Below are 21,918 nucleotides of genomic sequence, written 5' to 3'. Positions count from 1 at the left end.
CATGTTAAAGACCCTCTACGACAAACTCTGGGACGCCCACGTCGTGCGTGCCGATGCCGACGGAACGACGGTGCTGTACATCGACCGTCACCTGGTACACGAAGTCACCAGCCCGCAGGCCTTCGAGGGGCTACGCGAAGCCGGCCGTCCGCTCTGGCGCAACGCCGCCAACCTGCTGGTGGCCGACCACAACGTGCCGACCACCGACCGCCGCGACGGCATCGCCGATCCAACCTCGCGCCTGCAGGTCGAGACGCTCGATGCGAATGCGAAGAGCTACGGCCTGACCTACTTCAACATGAACGACAAGCGCCAGGGCATCGTCCACGTGATCGGGCCGGAGCAGGGCGCGACCTTGCCGGGCATGACCGTGGTCTGCGGCGACTCGCACACCTCGACCCACGGCGCCTTCGGCTGCCTGGCGCACGGCATCGGCACCTCGGAAGTCGAGCACGTGCTGGCCACGCAGACCCTGCTGGCCAAGAAGTCGAAATCGATGCTGGTGCAGGTCGACGGCGCGCTGCCGAAGGGCGTCACCGCCAAGGACATCGTGCTGGCCGTGATCGGCAAGATCGGTACCGCCGGCGGCACCGGCTACGCCATCGAATTCGGCGGCTCGACCATCCGCGCGCTGTCGATGGAAGGCCGCATGACGGTCTGTAACATGGCCATCGAGGCCGGTGCGCGCGCCGGCATGGTGGCGGTCGACGACACCACCATCGACTACGTGAAGGGCCGCCCGTTCTCGCCGGTCGGCCCGCAGTGGGAGCAGGCGGTGAGTTACTGGCGCACCCTGCATTCCGACCCGGGCGCCAGGTTCGACATGGTCGTGACCCTGAACGCCGATGACATCCGCCCGCAAGTCACCTGGGGCACCTCGCCCGAGATGGTGATCGCCATCGACGGCCGCGTGCCCGATCCCGAGCAGGAAAAGGATGCCGTGCGCCGCGACGCCATGGAAAAGGCGCTGACCTACATGGCGCTTGAACCGAACACCGCTATCGAGGACATCCGCATCGACAAGGTCTTCATCGGCTCGTGCACGAATTCGCGCATCGAGGACTTGCGCGCCGCCGCCGCCGTGGTGCGCGGACGCCAGCGCGCCTCGAACGTGAAGCTGGCGCTGGTGGTGCCGGGTTCCGGGCTGGTGAAGGAACAGGCCGAGCGCGAAGGGCTGGATGCCATCTTCAAGGCCGCCGGTTTCGAATGGCGCGAGCCGGGCTGCTCGATGTGCCTGGCGATGAACGCCGACCGCCTGGAGCCGGGCGAACGCTGCGCCTCGACCTCGAACCGCAACTTCGAAGGCCGGCAAGGGCAGGGCAGCCGCACCCATTTGGTGTCGCCGGCGATGGCCGCCGCCGCCGGTATCGCCGGCCACTTCGTCGATGTGCGCGCATTGTAGAATCCAGATTTTTGACTCTTTCGATCACCATGAAAAAAGCATTCGCACTCACCCTCGTCGCCATTGTTCTGGCTGGCTGCAACACCATTTCCGGCATCGGCCGCGATGTACAGAAGGTCGGCCAGGTCGTTACCAGCGCCGGCGGCAAATAAGCACATTCGAACAAGCCGTCTTTCGGCGAATCAGGAACAGCACATGGATAAATTCACCGTACACGAAGGCCTGGTGGCGCCGCTCGACCGCGCCAATGTCGATACCGACGCCATCATCCCGAAGCAGTTCCTGAAGTCGATCCGCCGCACCGGCTTCGGCCCCAACCTGTTCGACGAATGGCGCTACCTCGACCACGGCGAACCGGGCCAGGACAACAGCCGCCGCCCGCTGAACCCGGATTTCGTGCTGAACCAGCCGCGTTACCAGGGCGCCTCGATCCTCCTGGCGCGCAAGAACTTCGGCTGCGGTTCCTCGCGCGAGCATGCGCCCTGGGCGCTGCAGCAGTACGGCTTCCGCGCGATTGTGGCGCCGAGCTTCGCCGACATCTTCTTCAACAACTGCTACAAGAGCGGCCTGCTGCCGATCGTCTTGAGCGAAGCGCGGGTCGACCAGCTGTTCAATGAAGTGAAAGCCTTCAGCGGTTTCAGGCTGGTGGTCGACCTGGAAAACCAGGTGCTGCGCACGGCTGACGGCCGCATCGGCTTCGAATTCCCCATCGACGACTTCCGCAAGTACTGCCTGCTGAACGGCCTGGACGACATCGGCCTGACCCTGCGCCACGCCGACGAGATTCGCGCCTTTGAAGAACGCCACCTGGCGCGCCAGCCCTGGCTGGCCAACACCATCTGAAAGAACGCATGACCAAGATCGCAATCCTGCCGGGCGACGGCATCGGTCCCGAAATCATCGACCAGGCCGTGCGCGTGCTTGACGCGCTGGGCGAACGCTTTGAAATGGAACGGGCCCCAGTCGGCGGCGCCGGCTATGCGGCCCACGGCCACCCGCTGCCCGAAACGACGCTGAAGCTGGCGAAGGAAGCCGACGCCGTGCTGTTCGGCGCCGTGGGCGACTACCGGTACGACACCCTGGAGCGCGCGCTGCGCCCAGAGCAGGCCATCCTCGGCCTGCGCAAGGAGCTCGGTTTGTTCGCCAATTTGCGCCCGGCGATCCTGTACCCGGAACTGGCCGGCGCCTCGACCCTGAAGCCGGAAGTGGTGTCGGGCCTGGACATCCTGATCATCCGCGAACTCACTGGCGACATCTATTTCGGCAAGCCGCGCGGCGTGCGCGAATGCCCCGACGGCCCCTTCAAGGGCCAGCGCGAAGGCTTCGACACGATGCGCTATGCCGAAGGCGAAATCCGCCGCATCGCCCACGTCGCCTTCCAGGCCGCGCAGAAACGCGACAAGCGCGTGACCAGCGTCGACAAGGCCAATGTGCTGGAGACTTTCCAGTTCTGGCGCGACATCGTCACCGATGTGCACAAGGAGTACCCGGACGTCGCGCTCGAACACATGTATGTCGATAACGCCGCGATGCAGCTGGTACGCGCGCCGAAGAAGTTCGACGTCATCGTCACCGGTAACATGTTCGGCGACATCCTGTCCGACGCCGCCGCCATGCTGACCGGCTCGATCGGCATGCTGCCTTCGGCCTCGCTCGACGCGGACAACAAGGGCCTGTACGAACCTTCGCACGGCTCGGCGCCCGACATCGCGGGCAAGGGCGTGGCGAATCCGCTGGCGACGATTCTGTCGGCCGCGATGATGCTGCGCTATTCGCTCGGCAAGGCCGAACAGGCCGACCGCATCGAGAACGCCGTAAAGAGCGTCCTCCAGCAAGGATTGCGCACACCGGATATATTTGAGGATGGCACGCAGCGCGTTTCTACCGTCCAGATGGGCGACGCGGTAGTCCGCGCCCTCAATTAATGGCGCAATTCGCACACCCCTAACGCGTGTGCTCGCAACGAATCGTAAGGTGGGCACTCTGTGCCCACGCGTGAACGCCGGGCATTGTTGGCTCCCATGTCCACCAATACGCCCTCGTCATCGTTAACGTATCAATGAATAACCCCTAAAGGAAAATAATGAAGTTAGTAGGCCTGGTTGGTTGGCGCGGCATGGTCGGTTCGGTCCTGATGCAGCGCATGCAGGACGAGGGCGATTTCGCCCACATCGAACCGGTGTTCTTCACGACGTCGAACCCGGGCGGCGACGCCCCGAAGATGGCGAAGAACGAAACCAAACTGAAAAGCGCCACCGACATCGCCGAGCTGTCGAAGTGCGAGATCATCATCTCCTGCCAGGGCGGCGACTACACCACCGAGGTGTACCCGCAGCTGCGCGCCGCCGGCTGGAACGGCTACTGGATCGACGCCGCATCGACCCTGCGCATGAACGACGACGCCGTCATCGTGCTCGACCCGGTGAACAAGGACGTGATCCAGAATGCGCTCTCGCGCGGCGTGAAGAACTACATCGGCGGCAACTGCACCGTGTCGTGCATGCTGATGGGCCTGGGCGGCCTGTTCGAGCAGGGCCTGGTCGAGTGGATGACCTCCATGACCTACCAGGCGGCATCCGGCGGCGGCGCGCAGCACATGCGCGAACTGCTCACGCAATTCGGCACGATCAACGCGGCCGTCAAGCCGCTGCTCGACGACCCGGCCTCGGCCATCCTGGAAATCGACCGTACCGTGCTGGCCACCCAGCATGGCTATGGCCCTGACGAGATCAAGCAGTTCGGCGCGCCGCTGGCCGGTAACCTGATCCCGTGGATCGACAAGGACCTGGGCAACGGCCAGTCGAAGGAAGAGTGGAAGGCCGGCGCCGAGACCAACAAGATCCTCGGCCTGGGCGAAGCCTTCGGTTCGGCGGCGATTCCGGTCGACGGCCTGTGCGTGCGCATCGGCGCCATGCGCTGCCACTCGCAGGCGCTGACCATCAAGCTGAAAAAGGACGTGCCGCTCGACGAGATCAACGACATCATCGCCTCGCACAACGAGTGGGTGAAGGTGGTGCCGAACACGCGCGAAGCGTCGGTGCATGATCTGTCGCCTGCCGCCGTGACCGGCAGCCTGACGATTCCAGTCGGCCGCCTGCGCAAGATGTCGATGGGCCCCGAGTACCTGTCGGCCTTCACCGTCGGCGACCAGCTGCTGTGGGGCGCCGCCGAGCCGCTGCGCCGCATGCTGCGTATCGTGCTGGAGAAGTAAGCCGTTCGCATTTGTAGGGTGGGCCGGGCCGCGCAAGGCTCTTGAGCCCACGCGGTGCCATGCTTGATTGGTCGATATGCCGTTTCGATCCATTACGGCGCCATACCGCGTGGGCTCAAGAGCCCACCCTACGACCCCCCCCCACCCATTTTCACGAACGTTATCTCCGCGCTCACACCTGTTATCCCCGCACTAATTTTCCGCCTCGCGTAACGATATCGAATCGTTACCAAACACGCTTTTACCCCACAGAAACACCCCTCTACGCCCCGCAGCGCTTGCATGCTCTAGTGCATGATGATATGTTCAGACTTCCGGGAATCCGTCCTTTCCCAGCTAACCTACCCATCCCCACTATGCCACTGAACCGCCGTCCTCAGATCCTGTCGTCCGCGCTGAAAACACTCACCGCCGCGGTCGCCAGTGCAGTGCTTCTGTCTTCGGCGGCGTCGGCAGCGGGATTGGGCAAGCTGACGGTGTTGTCCGCCCTCGGCCAGCCGCTGCGCGCCGAGATCGAGCTGACCGCGGTGTCGAACGAGGAGGCGAGCGGCCTGGTGGCCAAGCTGGCATCGCCTGATGCCTACCGCGCCGCCAACATCGAATTCAACCCGGCGCTGCTGTCGCTGCGCTTCAATGTCGAACAGCGGGGCGGCCGCCAGTTCGTGCGCATCAGCTCGACGCAGCCGCTGAACGAGCCCTTCGTCGACCTGCTGCTGGAACTGGCCTGGGACAATGGCCGCCTGGTGCGCGAATACACCTTCCTGCTCGACCCGGCCGAACTGCGCGCGCCGCAGCCGGCGCAAGTGGCCGCTGCGCCCGCCGCCGGACGCCAGCGCGCCGCCGCGCCTGCAGCCGAGGCCCTGGCCCAGCCAGCGCCGGCCGGCCGTGCCGAGCGCGCCGCGCGCGCCCAGGAACGCGCCGAGGAACTGGCCGGCGCACGCGCCAGCGAGCGCGCCGCCGCCGCCGAAAGCGCCCCGCGTTCGCCGAACGCCGCCTCGCGCTACCGCGTCCGCCGCGGCGACACCCTGAGTGACATCGCTGTGCGCCTGAAGCCCACCGACGTCTCGCTCGACATGATGCTGGTCGCGCTCTACCGCGCGAACCCGGACGCGTTCATCGGCAATAACATGAACCGCCTGAAGTCGGGCCAGATCCTGAACGTGCCCGCCGGCGACGCCCTGCGCGGCGGCGATGCCGAGGAAGCGCGCGGCACCGTGGTCGCGCATGCGGCCGACTTCGACGCCTACCGCGCCAAGCTGGCCGGCCAGGTGGCCACCAGCACCCCGGCGCGCGAGACGGCGGCAGGGCAGAGCGCCACCGGCCGCATCACGGCCAGGGTGCAGGAACGCCCGACCGCCGCCAACGAATCGCAGGACCAGCTGCGCCTGTCCAGGGCCACGCCGGCCCCGGCGTCCGGCGCCGCCGGCGGCGCCAACGCCACCGGCGCCAATACCGAAGAAATGGTCGCCCGCGAAAAGGAACTGGCCGACGCCCAGCAGCGCGTGAAGGAACTGGAATCCAACGTCAACAAGCTCGAAGAGCTGATCACGGTAAAGAACGGCGCCGGCGCCGCCGCTGCCGGTGCGGCCGCCGAAGGCATCAAGCCGCTCGTGCCGGCAGACGAGGCGGCCAACGAGGCGCCTGCCCAGCCGGCACCGAAGATCAAGCCCAAGGCCGCCAAGCCGGCGCCGCCGCCGGAAAAGTCGCTGCTCGACACGCTGATGGACAACATCACCTACATCGGCGCGGGCGTGGCCGTGCTGGCGCTGGCCGCCCTCGGCCTGTCGCAGCGGCGCAAGCAGAAGCCGGCAGCGAAAGGCAAGGGCGCCGCCGCTCCTGCCGCCGAGCCGAGCATCCTGGGCGCCGCCGCCCAGCCATCGTCGTCGCAATCGCTGTACGCCGAGACCGGCGGCCAGAGCGTCGACACCAACGACAGCGTCTTCAATTCCAGCTTCGCGCCTTCGGCCAGCCAGCTCGACACGAACGAGGTCGATCCCCTGGCCGAAGCCGAGCTGTACCTGGCTTATAACTTCGACACCCAGGCCGAGGACATCCTCAAGGAAGCGCTGCGCAACGATCCGCTGCGCCATCCGGTGCGCCTGAAACTGCTGGAAATCTACGCCGCGCGCAAGGACGTGCGCGCCTTCGAGACCCAGGCCACCGAGCTGTACAGCCTCACCGGCGGCAAGGGTGACGAATGGGCGCAGGCGGCCAGCATGGGCCTGGCCCTCGATCCGGCCAACCCGATGTACGCCGCGGCGGCCGGCAGCGGCATTGGCGCCGGCGCAGTGGCGGCGGGCGCGGCCGGCATCGCCGCCGGAGCGATTGCCGCGGGAGACGACAACAACCCGCAGACCCTGCTGTCGCAGCAGCTGGAGCAGGCTTTCCGCAGCCGCGCCGAGGACACCGGTTTCATCGAGCCGGTGTCCACCACCGACGCCCTCACCGGCGCGCCGCTTGACACCGGCTTCGGCCTCGGCAGCGTGAGCCCTGACAAGAACGCCACCGCGCTGCCGCAGGCAGCCGAGACCGCCGTGGCGCAGGACGCCAAGGATGACAATCTCCTCGACTTCGACCTGGGTGGCCTGAGCTTCGAGCCGGTCCCGGCCAGCGAGCCGGCCTCGTTCGGCCGCAACGACATCACCGCCGTGCCGGCCGTCGATTCCGCCGTGCCGGACCTGGAGTTCGACATGGAGCCGTTCGCGCCGCTCGAACCGGACGCCACCCCGGCCGGCAGCGTCGCCGCCAGCAGCCTGGACGATTTGTCCTTCGACATGGACTTCGACCGCCAGGACGGCACCCAGTCGGCGACCCTGGCGCCGCTGGACGACGACGACGGCTTCGTGCTCGATTTGTCGAAGAACGGCCCGGCCACCGATATCGACATGGCCGAACTGGCCAAGGAATTCGAGCTGCCGCCGCTGCCGGAAGTACCGCAGTCCCCGGCCGCGTCGGACCTGAAGGACCCGTTGTTCGACCTCGATGCCATGGACTTCAGCCTGGCCGACGACACCCCGGTGACCCCGGCCACGCCGGCAGCGCCAAGCCAGGACCTCGACTTCGCGAACGACCTGGACCTCGACTTCGCGCCCACGCCGGCGGCAGAATCGCCGGCACCGGCGAAAGACCCGCTGTTCGACCTCGACACTCTGGACTTCGGCCAGCCGGCCGCGCCTGCCGCACCAACGGACGATCCGTTCGCGCTCGACGACGTGCCTGCCATCCCGAACCCGGGCACCCCGGTGCCGCGCTTCGACATGGACAGCTTCGACCTCGACCTGCCGGCCGGCGAGCCCGGCGCCGCGCCGCAGTTTGCCGAGTCCACGCAGCCTGCTTCCGAAGGCGAACTCACCCCGGCCCAGATGGAAATGGAAACCAAGCTCGACCTGGCAATCGCTTACCAGGAAATCGGCGACAAGGAAGGCGCGCGCGAGCTGCTCGACGAAGTCATCAAGGGCGGCAGCAGCGAGCAGGCCACCCGCGCGAGCGCCATGCGTGCACAGCTGGCGTGAGGCGCATCGCACTAGGACTCCAGTACGTCGGCACCGGCTGGAATGGATACCAGAAACAGCCGAGCCGTGACACCGTGCAGGACGCCCTCGAGATCGCCCTCGAGAAGTTCGCCACCACGAAACTGCATACCACCTGCGCCGGCCGCACCGACGCCGGCGTGCACGCGGTCGAGCAGGTGGTCCACTTCGACACCGAACTCGATCGCTCAATGCAGAGCTGGGTGCGCGGCACGAACACCTTCCTGCCCGATTCGGTCACGGTGCGCTGGGCCCACGAAGTGGCGCCCGACCCCGAAGGCCAGGAATTCCACGCACGCTTTTCGGCACGGGCCCGCACCTACCACTATGTCCTGTACAACAACGCCAACCCGTCGGCGCTGCTGGCCGGGCGCGCCGGCTGGGTGTTCCGTCCGCTCGACGTCGAGCGCATGCGCGAAGCGGCCCGCCACCTGATCGGCCTGCACGATTTTTCGTCGTTCCGTGCCTCGGGCTGCCAGGCGAATACGCCGATCAAGGACATGCAGCACATCGGCATCGAGCGCCGCGGCGACATCATCGTGTTCACCGTGCGCGCCAGCGCCTTTTTGCACCACATGGTACGGAACATCGTCGGCGCCCTGGTGTATGTCGGCACCGGCCGCAACGAGCCGGGCTGGATGGCCGAGGTGCTGGCTGCGCGCAACCGCGACGCCGCCGCGCCGACCTTCATGCCGGACGGCCTGTACTTCGCCAAAATCGATTACGATCCGAAGTGGGGGCTGCCGCAGGAGGCGGTCTCGCCTTTGCCCTGGCTGTAAGGTTCACCATGAAACGCACCCGCATCAAGATTTGCGGCATCACCCGCGAGCAAGACCTGCACGCGGCAGTCAATGCCGGCGCCGACGCCCTCGGCTTCGTGTTCTACCCGAAGAGTCCGCGCTATGTCACCCCCGAACGCTTCGCCGAACTGGGCCGGCTGGTGCCGCCGTATGTGAGCGCCACCGCCCTGTTCGTGAATGCGACGCTGGAGGAGGTGAAGGCGGTAATCGATGCGGCGCCGGTCGCGCTGCTGCAGTTCCACGGCGACGAAACGCCTGAGGAATGCGCGCGGATCGCGGCTGTGGTGAAACGTCCCTTCGTGCGTGCCTTCCGCGTCAAGCCGGACACGGCGCATGCCGAACTGCTAGAATGCGAACTCGCATACCGCGCTGCCAGTCCCTGGTTCTCGAGCCTGTTGCTCGATGCCCACGTGGATGTGTATGGCGGCGCAGGAAAGGTCTTCGATTGGTCTCTTATTCCAAAAGAGCTCGCGCCTCGGGTCGTTTTGAGTGGTGGCTTGAGCGTGCAAAACGCGACTGACGCAACGGTCCGCGTACGCCCCTACGCCGTCGACATCAGCAGTGGTGTCGAGGAAGCGAAGGGGATCAAGGACGCCCGCAAGATCGCGGCCTTTGTCGCCGCGGTGCGGGCAGCCGATGCCATCACCCATAGCGAGACCGATCATGACCATGAAAGAAATCCAGGAAGTCGCCCTGGAAGCCCAGGAACCCCTCATTGAAGCAGCAACTGAGCGCGGCGCTAACGCCCTGTTCCAGACCACCGAGTACCAGTTTCCCGACGCGCGCGGCCACTTCGGCCCCTACGGCGGCAGCTTCGTCGCCGAGACGCTGAGCCACGCGTTGGCCGAACTGAACGAGGCCTACGCGCGCTATTCGCACGACCCTGAATTCCTCGAAGAATTCCGCTACGAGCTGGCCCACTTCGTCGGCCGTCCGTCGCCGGTCTACCACGCCAAGCGCTGGTCCGAGCTGGCCGGCGGCGCGCAAGTGTTCTTCAAGCGCGAAGACCTGAACCACACCGGCGCCCACAAGATCAACAACGTGATCGGCCAGGCCCTGCTGGCGCGGCGCATGGGCAAGACCCGCATCATCGCCGAGACCGGCGCTGGCCAGCACGGCGTGGCCACGGCCACCATCTGCGCCCGCTTCGGGCTGGAGTGCATCGTCTACATGGGCGCCGAGGACGTCAAGCGCCAGGCCCAGAACGTGTACCGCATGAAGCTGCTCGGCGCGACCGTGGTGCCGGTGGAGTCGGGTTCCAAGACCCTGAAGGACGCGCTGAACGAAGCGATGCGCGACTGGGTCACCAACATCGAAAATACCTTCTACATCATCGGCACCGTGGCCGGCCCGCATCCTTACCCGATGATGGTGCGCGACTTCCAGTCGGTGATCGGCGAGGAATGCCGCGTGCAGATGCCGGAAATGACCGGCCGCCAGCCCGACTACGTGGTGGCCTGCATCGGCGGCGGCTCGAACGCAATGGGCATCTTCTATCCCTACATCGACGAGCCGGGCGTGAAACTGGTCGGCGTCGAGGCGGCGGGCGAGGGCATAGCCTCGGGCAAACACGCGGCCTCGCTGTCGGCCGGCTTCCCGGGCGTGCTGCACGGGAACCGCACCTACCTGCTGCAGGATCAGAACGGGCAGATCATCGAGACCCATTCGGTCTCGGCCGGCCTGGATTATCCGGGCGTCGGGCCCGAGCACGCCTGGCTGAAGGATTCGGCGCGCGCGGAATACGTGTCGATCACCGACGACGAGGCGCTGCAGGCTTTCCACGACTGCTGCCGCATCGAGGGCATCATTCCGGCGCTGGAGTCCTCGCACGCGATCGCCTACGGCGTGAAGCTGGCGGCGACGCTGCCGAAGGAGCAGATCATCCTGGTGAACCTGTCGGGGCGCGGGGACAAGGACATGCACACGGTGGCGCAACGAATGGGCTTGGATTTTAGCTGACTGTTGCGGAACGCGTGGGCGGCGAAGCCGACCACCCTACGTAGGGTGGACGGGTTTCCCGTCCACGCGTTCAACCGTCCCATGCAAACCCGACCGCCACAAACTTATCGGATAAAAACCATGTCCCGCATCGAACAAACCTTCGCGACCCTGCGCGAACAAGATAAAACCGGTCTCGTCACCTTCATCACCGCCGGCGATCCCGGTCCCGGCCTTACCGTGCCGCTGATGCACGCGCTGGTCGAAGGCGGCGCCGACGTCCTCGAACTCGGCGTTCCCTTCTCCGATCCGATGGCCGAAGGCCCGGTCATCCAGCGCGCCTGCGAACGCGCTTTGAAATTCGGCATCGGCCTGCCCGACGTCTTCGACTTCGTGCGCGAGTTCCGCAAGACCGACACCAGCACGCCCGTGGTCCTGATGGGTTACGCCAACCCCATCGAGCGCATCGGCCCCGACGAATTCATCCGCTGCGCCAGGGAAGCCGGCGCTGACGGCGCCATCGTGGTCGACTACCCGCCGGAAGAGTGCGAAGCCTTTGCCGACGCCATGCGCGCGGCCGGCCTGGATTTGATCTTCCTGCTGGCGCCGACCTCGACCACGGAGCGCGTGCGCCAGGTGGCGCGCTATGGCAGCGGCTTCAGCTACTACGTGTCGCTGAAAGGCGTCACCGGCGCCGGCAGCATCGACACCGAGGACGTGGCGCGCCGCGTGGCCGCGATCCGCGAACACGTGAGCCTGCCGATCGGCGTCGGCTTCGGCATCCGCGACGCGGCAACGGCCAGGGCAGTGGCCTCGGTGGCCGATGCGGTGGTGATCGGCAGCCGCATCATCCAGGAAATCGAGAACGTCGGCGCGGACCATGCGGTGGCGGCGGTGCGCGATTTCGTCGGCGGCATCCGCACGGCGCTCGACGCGGCCTGAGCCAGGCGCACCTTCCGGGTTCGCCCGGATCACATGCACGCCGGCGCCAGACATGTCTGCCGCCGGTTTTTTTATCGCCGCCTTGCCTGCGCATCGGCTTGAACCGATCCTGTTCCCCAGGCGTCGAAGACAAAACGACTGCATTTGATGACTTGTCCAGTTGTCATCGCGTACGTTACATTACGTCAACTACAACTCTCGTACGAACGGGCTCTCCCATGAAAAAGCAAGTCGTCAGCGTTTCCATCCTGCAGAACGCCAAGGTGATGGCGGCCCTGTATTTCGCCATCTCGCTCCCGTTCACGCTGCTGATGGTCATCCCGACCATGATGGGGCAGGGGCAGGGCGCCGGTTTCTCGCTCGTGATGCTGGTCCTGATGCCGCTGCTCTATACCCTGATCGGATTCGTGTTCACGCTGGTCGGCGCTTGGGTGTATAACGTGATCGCGGCCCGCATCGGCGGTTTCGAGTTCACGACGGTCGAGGTCAGTCAATAAGCGGGCTGCGGACCGATTGTCAGAAAGCCAAGCGGTCGACAAGCCCGGCGCTAGCGGCTACACTACGCCCCAACTTCAGACACGCCGCAAAGGAGATAACATGAGTTGGTTGGAAAAACTGCTGCCCCCACGGATCCAGCGCTCCGATGCCGCCAATCGCAAGACCATGCCGGAAGGCCTGTGGGTCAAGTGCCCATCGTGCGAAGCCGTGCTGTACCGCGCCGACCTGGACGCGAACCAGCACGTTTGCCCGAAGTGCGACCACCACATGCGCATCCGCGCCCGCGAGCGCCTCGACGCGCTGCTCGACGCCGGCGGCCGCTATGAAATCGGCCAGGAAGCGCTGCCGGTCGACACCCTGAAATTCAAGGACAGCAAAAAGTACCCGGACCGCCTGAAGGCCGCCATGGACGCCACCGGCGAAACCGACGCGCTGATCGTGCAGGGCGGCTCGATCATGAGCCTGCCGGTGGTCGTTGCCTGCTTTGAATTCGAATTCATGGGCGGCTCGATGGGCTCGGTCGTCGGCGAACGCTTCGCCCGCGGCGCCCAGGTCGCGCTGGAACAGAAAGTGCCGTTCATCTGCATCACCGCCACCGGCGGCGCGCGCATGCAGGAAGGCCTGCTGTCGCTGCTGCAGATGGCCAAGACCACGGCCATGCTGACCAAGCTGTCCGAGAAAAAGCTGCCGTTCATCAGCGTGCTGACCGACCCGACCATGGGCGGCGTCTCGGCTTCGTTCGCCTTCATGGGCGACGTCGTGATCGCCGAGCCGAAGGCCCTGATCGGCTTTGCCGGCCCGCGCGTGATCGAAAACACCGTGCGCGAAAAGCTGCCGGAAGGCTTCCAGCGCGCCGAGTTCCTGGTGCAGAAGGGCGCCGTCGACATGATCGTCGACCGCCGCAAGATGCGCGAAGAAATTGCGCGCCTGCTGGCCCTGCTGCAGAACCAGGCTGCGGAAGTCGTCGCCGAGTAAGCTCCGAGTCAACCCGGCGCAAGATCGAACCATCCTGACGGCCGGCCGTCCGCCTAGCGGGCCGCCGGCCGTTCCTCTTCACAGCCCCGTGTTCAATTCCATGCAAAACCTTCCCACCACCTTGCCTGACTGGCTGGCGCTGATCGAGTCGCGCCACGCCGAAACCTATATCGACATGGGCCTGGACCGTGTGCGCGCCGTCAAGGAGCGCATGGGCCTGGCCTTCAACTGCCCGGTGATCATGGTGGCCGGCACCAACGGCAAGGGCTCAACCTGCGCCATGCTCGAATCGGTCCTGCTGCACGCCGGCTACCGCGTCGGCCTCTACATCAAGCCGCACTTCCTCGACTTCAATGAGCGCGCCCGCATCAATGGCGAGATGGCGGGCGACGAGGCCATCGTCGACGCCTTTGCCTATGTCGAAGCCCAGCGCGGCGACATTTCGCTGACGTATTTCGAGTTCACCACGCTGGCCATCATGCACTTGATCTCGAAGGCCGGCGTCGATGTGGCGATCCTGGAAGTAGGCCTGGGCGGGCGCCTGGACGCGGTGAACGTGATCGACGCCGACGTGTCCATCGTCACCAGCATCGACATCGACCACGCCGACTACCTGGGCGACACGCGTGAGGCCATCGGTTTCGAAAAGGCCGGCATCTTCCGCGCCGGCAAGGCGGCGATCTGCAGCGACCCGGTGCCCCCAAGCACGCTGATCAAGCACGCCGAGGACATCGGCGCCGACTTGTGGCTGATCGGCCGCGATTTCAACTACCAGGGCGACCAGCAGCAGTGGAGCTGGGGCGGGCGCAGCATGCGCCGCAATTCGCTGGCCTATCCGGCCCTGCGCGGCGCGAACCAGTTGCTGAACGCCTCGGCGGCGCTGGCGGCCCTCGAGGCCCTGCGCATGCAATTGCCGGCTGGCGCACAGGAAGTGCGCACGGGCCTGGCGCTGGTGGAACTGCCGGGCCGCTTCCAGGTGCTGCCGGGCCGCCCGACCACGGTGCTCGATGTGGCGCATAACCCACATGCCTCGGCCACCCTGGCCCAGAACCTCGGCAACATGGGTTTCCATCGCTACACCTACGCCGTGTTCGGCATCATGGAAGACAAGGATATCGAGGGCGTGCTGGCCCCCATGGCCGGTTTGATCGACCACTGGTGCCTGGCCGACCTGCCGTCGCCGCGCTCGGCAAAGGGCGAAAAACTGGCTGCACAAGTGGGTGCCCTGAAGCCTGGCGGCGCGAAAGAAGAGGATTTTTCCGTCACCACCTTCGCCGATCCCGCCGCCGCATTCGCAAATGCGGTGAGCCGTGCCGGGGAGAATGATAGAATTGTGGTCTTTGGCTCGTTCTATACCGTCGCCGGCGTGATGGCGGCCCGAAAAAACTCTCTTCACTGATTAAGACGCATGGGCTTGTTCTCGATCTTTAGTAAAAACAAGCAAGAAAACACTGCCCAGGACAGTGGCCATTTCTCCCGCGACGACGACAATCTTGCCGAGCGCGCCCGTGCCAAGCGGGCTGCCTACGCGGGCGAAGCGGCCAGCGCCTCGCGCCGCAGCCGCAGCGGTGGCGACCCCATGCTGCCCGAAAAGAAGCGCGCACGGCGCCGCCTGGTAGGCGCGATTGCGCTGGCGCTGGCCGCCGCCGTCGGCCTGCCGATGCTGCTCGACTCGGAACCGCGTCCGCTGGTAGGCGACATCGCCATCGACATCCCGGCCAAGGACAAGGCGCCGGCCCTGCCGGTGCCATCAAACCCGGTGCCGGCTGCCGACAGCGTCGATGGGGACGAGGAAATCATCGATCCGCCGGCGCCGCCTGCCGCCACGCAAGGTACGAATCCAGCTACGAACCAGGGAACGACGCCGCCGCCGGTGCGGATGGCCCAGGCGCCGAAGTTCGATCCGAAAGAGCTGGTGTATGCCGAGCCGGAACCGAAGCCGGCGCCCAAGGTGGAACACAAGCCTGAGGTAAAACCCGAGCCGAAGAAGCCCGAACCCAAGCCTGTCGAGCACAAGCCCGAGCCGAAGAAACCCGAGCCGAAGCCGGAGCCGAAAAAGCCCGAGCCGAAGAAGGCGGAAGAGAAGAAGGCCGAGGACAAGCCGCGTGCGAAGGACCAGGACGCCGCGCGTGCGCTGGCCCTGCTCGAAGGCAAGCCGGCTGAAAAGGCCGAGAAGCCGGCCGCCGCCAAGCCCGAGGGCAGCGGGCGCTTCGTAGTCCAGGTAGCCGCACTGGCGAGCCAGGACAAGGTGGCCGAATTGCAGGCGCGCCTGCGCGCCGCCGGCGTCAGCGCCCATACCCGCAAGTCGGGCGAGCTGATCCGGGTCCAGGTGGGGCCCTTCGGCAGCCGCGAAGAAGCGGAAAAAGCCCGTGCTAAATTGAGCAGCCAGGGCTTCAGCGGTTTCCTGGTTCCGGTGTAAGCGTGGTCGGGGCAGCGTGACGATTTTCGATTATCTGGTATTGTTCGTGCTGATTTCCTCCGTCATCATCAGCACCATGCGTGGCCTGGTGAAGGAAATCCTGTCGCTGCTGGGCTGGGTCGTCGCCTTCGTGGTGGCGAACGCCTACGGCGCCCAGCTCGCGCCGCTGTTGCCGGAAATGATTCCCGGCGATACGGTGCGCCTGATGGTGGCCTTTGTTGCTCTATTCCTAGGCGTGCGCATCCTGATGGGGCTGCTGGCGCTGGCGCTCGGTTCGCTGATCGAGGCGGCCGGGCTGACCCTGGCGGACCGCGGCCTCGGTGGACTGTTTGGCCTGGCGCGCGGTATTGTCATGGTGCTGGCCGCCGTCATATTGTGTTCGATGACTTCCATTCCCCAACAAGCATTCTGGAAAGAAGCGCTTTTATCGCCCCTGGCGGAGACCGGTGCACGCACGGTCAAGCCTTTCCTTCCCGCTGCCCTGGCGCAGCATGTTCAGTTTTGATCTTTCTGTAACTGCATTCAGTTCTTAGGAGCACACCATGTGTGGCATCGTCGGCGTCGTCTCGCAAACTCCCGTCAACCAGCTCTTGTACGACGCATTGCTGCTGCTGCAGCACCGCGGCCAGGATGCGGCGGGCATTGCAACCAATCACAGCAGCATGTTCTCGATGTACAAGGCCAACGGCCTGGTGCGTGACGTGTTCCGCACCCGTAACATGCGTTCGCTGCAGGGGAACACCGGCATCGGTCACTGCCGCTACCCGACCGCCGGTTCGTCGAGCGAGGAAGAAGCGCAGCCGTTCTACGTGAACGCACCGTTCGGCATTACCCTGGCCCACAACGGCAACCTGACGAACCAGGCCGAGCTGAAAGACGCGCTGTTCCGTAACGACCGCCGCCACATCAATACCAATTCCGACTCGGAAGTGCTGCTGAACGTGCTGGCCCACGAGATCCAGGTCGCGGCGAATGGCTATTCGCTCGACGCCGAGGCCCTGTTCAAGGCGGTCGGCATCGTGCACAAGCGCGTGCGCGGCGCCTACGCTGTCGTCGCCCAGATCGCCGGCCACGGCATGCTGGCCTTCCGCGACCCCTACGGCATCCGTCCGCTGTGCCTGGGCATGAACGAGGGCGAGCACGGCATCGAATACATGGTGGCGAGCGAATCGGTGGCGCTGGAAGGCATCGGCTTCCGTTTCGTGCGCGACATCGCGCCGGGCGAAGCCGTGTTCATCGGCGACGATGGCCAATTGCACGCGCGCCAGTGCGCGGAAAACCCATCGCTAAACCCCTGCGCCTTCGAATACGTGTACCTGGCGCGCCCGGACTCGGTGATCGACGGCGCCTCGGTGTATGCCACCCGCCTGAAAATGGGTGAATACCTGGCCGACAAGATCCGCAAGGAAATCCCGGTCGAGGAAATCGACGTCGTCATGCCGATTCCCGATTCCTCGCGTCCCGCTGCGATCCAGCTGGCGCTCAAACTCGGCGTCGAATACCGCGAAGGTTTTATTAAAAACCGCTACATCGGCCGTACTTTCATCATGCCGGGGCAGGGCATGCGCAAGAAGTCGGTGCGCCAGAAGCTGAACGCGATCGGCTCCGAGTTCAAGGGCAAGAACGTGCTGCTGGTCGACGACTCCATCGTGCGCGGCACCACCAGCCGCGAGATCGTGCAGATGGCGCGCGAAGCCGGCGCCCGCAAGGTGTTCTTCGCGTCGGCGGCGCCGCCGGTGCTGTTCCCGAACGTGTACGGCATCGACATGCCGACCCGCGACGAGCTGATCGCCTACGGCCGCACGGTCGAGGAAGTGTGCAAGGAAATCACGGCCGACCGCCTGGTCTACCAGGACATCGATGCGCTGAAGCGCTCGATCTCGGACGTGAACCCGGAACTGACCAACTTCGAGGCTTCGTGCTTCGACGGCGTGTACGTGACCGGCGACGTGACCCCGGCCTACCTGGACAACCTGGAATCGGCGCGCCACAACGGCGGCAAGCCGGCGCCGGCGGAGGATGCCGTGCGTACCCAGCTGAACCTGAACCCACCGGTCGCCGCGGAATAAAGTGCACCATGAGCGATAAAAAGAACTACGGTTTCACCACCACCATCCTGCACAACGATCGCCGCAAGACGATCGAGCAGGGCTCGCTGCACAAGCCGGTGCACACCTCGGTGGCATTCGGCTACAACGATGCGCGCCAGCTGGCCTCGGTGTTCCAGGGCAAGGAGCCGGGCTTCCGCTACGGCCGCCAGGGCAACCCGACCGTGTCCGCGCTGGAAGACAAGGTCACGAAGATGGAAGACGGCGTCGCCACCCTGTGCTTCGGCACCGGCATGGCGGCCATCGGCGCGCTGTTCCAGGCGCTGTTGAAGGCGGGCGACCACATCGTCTCGTCGAGCTTCCTGTTCGGCAACACCAACAGCTTGTGGCAGACGGTGGCAGGGCAGGGCGTGGACGTGTCGTTTGTCGACGCCACCGACGTGGCCAACGTGGAAGCGGCCTTGACGCCAAACACGCGCTTCGTGTTCGTCGAGACGATTGCCAACCCGCGCACCCAGGTGGCGGACCTCAAGCGCATCGGCGAGCTGTGCCGTGCGCGCGGCATCCTGTACGTGGTCGACAACACCATGACCACGCCGTATCTCTTCCGCCCGAAGGACGTGGGCGCCGGCCTGGTCGTGAATTCGCTGACCAAGTCGATTGCCGGCCACGGTATTGCGCTGGGTGGTGCGCTGACCGATACCGGGCTGTTCGACTGGAGCGCCTATCCGAATATCGCCGACAACTTCCGCAAGCAGCCGGCCGCCAACCAGGGCATGGCGCAGCTGCGCGCGAAGGCCCTGCGCGACTTCGGCGCCTCGCTCGGGCCGGAAGCTGCGCACCACATCGCGGTCGGCGCCGAAACGCTGGCGCTGCGCATGGAGCGCACCACGGGCAATGCGCTGGCGCTGGCGCGCATGCTGGAAGCGGACGAGCGCGTGGCAGCCGTGCACTACCCGGGCCTGGCATCGCACCCGCAGCATGGGGTGACGACGGAACTGTTCCGCGCCGGCGGCTCGCTGCTGAGCTTCGAGCTGAAGGACGGCATCGATTGCTTCGATTACCTGAACCGCCTGAAGCTGGCCATCCCGGCGAGTAACCTGGGCGATACCCGTACCCTGGTGATTCCGGTGGCGCACACGATCTTCTTCGAGATGGGCGCCGAGCGCCGCGCCAGCATGGGCATTGCCGAGTCGCTGATCCGGGTCTCGGTGGGCATCGAGGACACCGAGGACTTGCTGGAAGACTTCCGCGCGGCACTTGGCGCGTAATCCATACTGAAGAGACGCGACAACATGAAGAAAACTGCGCTGCTGTTTGCCGGCCTGCTGCTGGCAGGATTTGTTCACGCGGGCGAGCTGGAAGACGCCAAGGCCTTGTTCGAGCAGAAGAAGTATCCCGAAGCCATGAAGCTGTACACCAAGCTGGCGAATGCCGGCAACGTCGAGGCCCAGCAGAGCCTGGGCCAGATGTACTGGTATGGCGAAGCGGGCGAGGTCGACGAGGCCAAGGCCACGGCGTGGTTCACCAAGGCAGCGGCCAAGGGCAACAAGGTGGCTGCGGATTCGCTGGTGATCATGCAGCAGCGCGTCGCGCGCCGTGCCGACATCGATTACTGGGTGTCGAAGTACGATGGCGAAGACCTGAAGTCCGGCAAGTTCCACTGCCCGGCGCCGCGCGTGCCACCGATCTCGAAGCAGAGCGACGAGATCGACCGGGTCGCGAATGCGATCAACAAATGGCAGGATTGCTACAACGGCTTCGTGCAGAACCTGAATGCGGTGTCGCCCCTGTCGAACCGGATTCCGGCCGATGTGGCCAAGCTGATGAACGCGACCGAGATGGAAAAGGCCAAGGCCCACCTGGCGCAGGTGCAGGAGAACGTGTCGGAAGAAGCCAAGGTCGGCGCCAAGATGACGCTGGCGGACGTGGCGGTGTGGCGTTCGGCGACCGAGGCCTATATCGCCGAGCACAATGCGATCGTGAACAAGGCGCCGAAGGAAGATTCGATCTCGAGCAAGCGCAAGTAACGCTTTTGTAGGGTGGGCTCTTGAGCCCACGCGGTACGACACCTGCATGTCGAACAAAATCCCGTCAGGATTGCCGTACGGTGCGACGCAAGGTGTTTCGACTGATTAAGCGTTCTACCGCGTGGGCTCGAGAGCCCACCCTACGAAAAGCAAAAAGGCCGCGTCAGCGGCCTTTTCTACGTCAGCACAAAATCAGTGCCAGCTGCGCATCAAGCCCACCGCCAGGCCTTCCAGCGCGAACTCGTCGCCCGGCGCAACCTGGATCACCTTGAAGTCCGGATTTTCCGGCAGCAGCTCGATCAGTTCGCCCGTCTTGCGGTAGCGCTTCACCGTCACATCCTCGCCCAGGCGCGCAACGACGATCTGGCCGTTCTTGGCGCTGTCGACCTTTTTCACGGCCAGGAAGTCGCCATCCATGATGCCGGCGTCGCGCATCGACCAGCCGCGCACCTTCAGCAAGAAGTCGGGACGGGCCGCGAACATGGCCGGGTCGACGTTGTAGGTCGCTTCCACGTGTTCCTGCGCCAGGATAGGGGAACCCGCCGCCACGCGGCCGACGAGCGGCAGCGACATCAGCAGGGCAGGCGGGATGACCGGCAGCGCCGGTTCGCTGGAGGCGCCGATCAGGCGGATGCCGCGCGAGGTGCCCGACACGATCTCGATCGCGCCTTTACGCGCCAGGGCTTGCAGGTGCTCCTCGGCCGCGTTGGCCGACTTGAAGCCCAATTCCTTCGCGATCTCGGCGCGGGTCGGCGGGAAGCCGGTGTTGTCGATCGCTTCCTTGATCAGGTTGAGGATCTGTTCTTGCCTTGCAGTGAGCTTGAGCATGGGTATACCACTGGTTATCGATTCAGACTGTATTTTTGTACAGTGCTTCGCATAATGCAAGGGTAAATGCAAATAAATCCCACTTTTCGCTTGCCGGGTTGTCGCAAGAGCGGTACAAACCCCCGCGATTGCCATGCCGCCGGCTTCGCGTTATAATTGCCGGCTTTCCCTTCCCACACTCGTCTTGACGCCGAGGTGGGCATTTGTTTAAACGTCCTCAAGGAGTGTTGCATGCGTCATTATGAAATCGTTTTTATCGTCCACCCGGACCAAAGCGAGCAAGTCCCGGCGATGATCGAGCGTTACAAGGCCAGCGTCACCGCGCGCGGCGGTAACATCCATCGCGTGGAAGACTGGGGCCGTCGCCAGATGGCTTACCAGATCCAGAAGCTGCCGAAGGCACACTACATCTGCATGAACATCGAATGCGACAACGAGACCCTGGTCGAGCTGGAAACCGCATTCAAGTTCAATGATGCCGTGCTGCGTCACCTGACCGTGAAGATGAAGAAAGCTGAAACCGCTCCATCGCCAATGATGAAGTCGGTCCAGCGCGAAGACGCAGCCAAGAGCCACCGCGCAGAAGCCCCAGCGGCTGCTGCTGCCCCAGCTGCTGCTGCCTAAATTCTTTCCCCAGGATTCGTGAACGGGCGTGAGCCCGAAGTGAAGTGAACCAGCTACAAGTCGTCGCCACCATCGCTGAACGCGACGTACTGCGCTATACCCCGGCCGGCGTGCCGATCGTTTCGGCAATCCTGCTGCACAGTTCGCAGCAGGTCGAGGCAGGGGTGGCAAGGCTGGTGGAGTTCGAAATAGCCGCGTTCGCCGCGGGAGAAATTTCGGGCCGCTTCGCTAGCGCCGAGTTGGGCGCCGCCCACCGGTTCACGGGATTCCTGGCCAAGAAGAACCGCAACAGCAAAGCCCTGGTGTTTCACATCATTGATTTCAGTGCCGCCGCTTAAATAATTCAGCGGCCCACCTTTTAGATATACAGGAGCCTCAAAATGGCATTCGGTAAAAAGTTCGACAAAAACAAAGCCAAGGAAAAACTGAAGCGCAAACAGCAGAACCCGCTGTTCAAGCGCAAGAAGTTCTGCCGCTTCACCGCCGCCGGCGTTGAACAAGTTGACTACAAAGACGTCGACACCCTGAAAGACTTCGTCCAGGAAAACGGCAAGATCATGCCGGCACGCCTGACCGGTACCAAGGCGCACTACCAGCGTCAAGTGGACACCGCGATCAAGCGCGCACGTTACCTGGCCCTGCTGCCGTACACCGACCTGCACAACGCTTAAGT

Annotated in this window: 22 protein-coding genes; 21 read left to right on the top strand and 1 reads right to left on the bottom strand. The window is 64.9% G+C overall.

The features are described from left to right. The first annotated feature begins 1 nt into the window (after position 1). From leuC to ACWYRN_RS02415, 18 genes are all read left to right on the top strand, one after another. Positions 2-1,402: a 3-isopropylmalate dehydratase large subunit gene (gene leuC / locus ACWYRN_RS02500; RefSeq protein ID WP_488690977.1), complete on the top strand. Its 1,401-nt coding sequence runs from the start codon at positions 2-4 to the stop codon at positions 1,400-1,402. Between the two features lie 29 nt (positions 1,403-1,431). Further along, complete coding sequence (locus ACWYRN_RS02495) at positions 1,432-1,554, top strand: entericidin A/B family lipoprotein (RefSeq protein WP_488690976.1); 123 nt, start codon at positions 1,432-1,434, stop codon at positions 1,552-1,554. Positions 1,555-1,597: 43 nt separating this feature from the next. Continuing rightward, positions 1,598-2,245, top strand: coding sequence for a 3-isopropylmalate dehydratase small subunit (leuD, locus tag ACWYRN_RS02490; RefSeq protein WP_488690975.1), 648 nt, complete (start codon positions 1,598-1,600; stop codon positions 2,243-2,245). Between the two features lie 8 nt (positions 2,246-2,253). After that, positions 2,254-3,327, top strand: coding sequence for a 3-isopropylmalate dehydrogenase (leuB, locus tag ACWYRN_RS02485; protein WP_488690974.1), 1,074 nt, complete (start codon positions 2,254-2,256; stop codon positions 3,325-3,327). A 158-nt stretch (positions 3,328-3,485) separates the two neighbouring features. Continuing rightward, on the top strand, positions 3,486-4,613 hold the full coding sequence (asd, locus tag ACWYRN_RS02480; protein ID WP_488690973.1) for an aspartate-semialdehyde dehydrogenase: 1,128 nt from the start codon (positions 3,486-3,488) through the stop codon (positions 4,611-4,613). Between the two features lie 428 nt (positions 4,614-5,041). Beyond that, positions 5,042-8,125: a motility hub landmark protein FimV gene (locus ACWYRN_RS02475; protein ID WP_488690972.1), complete on the top strand. Its 3,084-nt coding sequence runs from the start codon at positions 5,042-5,044 to the stop codon at positions 8,123-8,125. Further along, positions 8,122-8,922 carry a tRNA pseudouridine(38-40) synthase TruA gene (gene truA, locus ACWYRN_RS02470; RefSeq protein WP_488690971.1) on the top strand — a complete coding sequence of 267 codons (801 nt, stop codon included), beginning with the start codon at positions 8,122-8,124 and terminating at the stop codon, positions 8,920-8,922. The genes ACWYRN_RS02475 and truA overlap by 4 nt, the downstream gene beginning before the upstream one ends. 8 nt (positions 8,923-8,930) lie before the next feature. Further along, positions 8,931-9,662: a phosphoribosylanthranilate isomerase gene (locus ACWYRN_RS02465; protein ID WP_488690970.1), complete on the top strand. Its 732-nt coding sequence runs from the start codon at positions 8,931-8,933 to the stop codon at positions 9,660-9,662. Next, a complete protein-coding gene (trpB, locus tag ACWYRN_RS02460) occupies positions 9,613-10,902 on the top strand; it encodes a tryptophan synthase subunit beta (RefSeq protein ID WP_488692764.1) in 1,290 nt (429 codons plus the stop codon). Before ACWYRN_RS02465 ends, trpB begins: the two co-directional genes overlap by 50 nt. Positions 10,903-11,022: 120 nt before the next feature. Continuing rightward, on the top strand, positions 11,023-11,823 hold the full coding sequence (gene trpA / locus ACWYRN_RS02455; protein WP_488690969.1) for a tryptophan synthase subunit alpha: 801 nt from the start codon (positions 11,023-11,025) through the stop codon (positions 11,821-11,823). A gap of 218 nt (positions 11,824-12,041) precedes the next feature. Then, the gene (locus ACWYRN_RS02450) at positions 12,042-12,320 is read left to right on the top strand and encodes a hypothetical protein (protein WP_488690968.1); all 279 of its coding nucleotides are present in this window, start codon (positions 12,042-12,044) and stop codon (positions 12,318-12,320) included. 100 nt (positions 12,321-12,420) lie between these two features. Continuing rightward, positions 12,421-13,296, top strand: a complete 876-nt coding sequence (gene accD / locus ACWYRN_RS02445) for an acetyl-CoA carboxylase, carboxyltransferase subunit beta (RefSeq protein ID WP_488690967.1) — start codon at positions 12,421-12,423, stop codon at positions 13,294-13,296. Between the two features lie 100 nt (positions 13,297-13,396). Beyond that, positions 13,397-14,695: a bifunctional tetrahydrofolate synthase/dihydrofolate synthase gene (gene folC / locus ACWYRN_RS02440; RefSeq protein WP_488690966.1), complete on the top strand. Its 1,299-nt coding sequence runs from the start codon at positions 13,397-13,399 to the stop codon at positions 14,693-14,695. 9 nt (positions 14,696-14,704) lie between these two features. After that, positions 14,705-15,715 carry an SPOR domain-containing protein gene (locus tag ACWYRN_RS02435; protein WP_488690965.1) on the top strand — a complete coding sequence of 337 codons (1,011 nt, stop codon included), beginning with the start codon at positions 14,705-14,707 and terminating at the stop codon, positions 15,713-15,715. Positions 15,716-15,731: 16 nt separating this feature from the next. Beyond that, a complete protein-coding gene (locus ACWYRN_RS02430) occupies positions 15,732-16,220 on the top strand; it encodes a CvpA family protein (RefSeq protein WP_488690964.1) in 489 nt (162 codons plus the stop codon). Between the two features lie 37 nt (positions 16,221-16,257). Beyond that, a complete protein-coding gene (gene purF / locus ACWYRN_RS02425) occupies positions 16,258-17,784 on the top strand; it encodes an amidophosphoribosyltransferase (RefSeq protein WP_229438924.1) in 1,527 nt (508 codons plus the stop codon). Between the two features lie 8 nt (positions 17,785-17,792). After that, positions 17,793-19,034 (top strand): cystathionine gamma-synthase family protein, encoded by a 1,242-nt coding sequence (locus ACWYRN_RS02420; protein WP_488690963.1) that lies wholly within the window; start codon positions 17,793-17,795, stop codon positions 19,032-19,034. 24 nt (positions 19,035-19,058) lie between these two features. After that, entirely contained in the window at positions 19,059-19,793 is a 735-nt protein-coding gene (locus tag ACWYRN_RS02415) for a tetratricopeptide repeat protein (protein WP_488690962.1), read from the top strand. 192 nt (positions 19,794-19,985) lie between these two features. Here ACWYRN_RS02415 and lexA read toward each other — a convergent pair whose 3' ends face one another. Then, positions 19,986-20,621, bottom strand: a complete 636-nt coding sequence (gene lexA, locus ACWYRN_RS02410) for a transcriptional repressor LexA (protein ID WP_229438927.1) — start codon at positions 20,619-20,621, stop codon at positions 19,986-19,988. Positions 20,622-20,852: 231 nt separating this feature from the next. On the opposite strand from lexA, the gene rpsF reads away from it, so the two are divergent. From rpsF to rpsR, 3 genes are read left to right on the top strand one after another with little or no spacing between them, the layout of a single operon-like run. Continuing rightward, complete coding sequence (rpsF, locus tag ACWYRN_RS02405; protein ID WP_229438928.1) at positions 20,853-21,245, top strand: 30S ribosomal protein S6; 393 nt, start codon at positions 20,853-20,855, stop codon at positions 21,243-21,245. Positions 21,246-21,289: 44 nt separating this feature from the next. Further along, positions 21,290-21,583 (top strand): primosomal replication protein N, encoded by a 294-nt coding sequence (gene priB / locus ACWYRN_RS02400; RefSeq protein WP_488690961.1) that lies wholly within the window; start codon positions 21,290-21,292, stop codon positions 21,581-21,583. Positions 21,584-21,625: 42 nt separating this feature from the next. Next, entirely contained in the window at positions 21,626-21,916 is a 291-nt protein-coding gene (gene rpsR, locus ACWYRN_RS02395; RefSeq protein ID WP_036249492.1) for a 30S ribosomal protein S18, read from the top strand. Positions 21,917-21,918 lie beyond the last annotated feature (2 nt).

The organism is Massilia sp. BAP21 (genome assembly GCF_057801335.1).
This window is presented reverse-complemented; position numbering and strand designations above follow the sequence as displayed.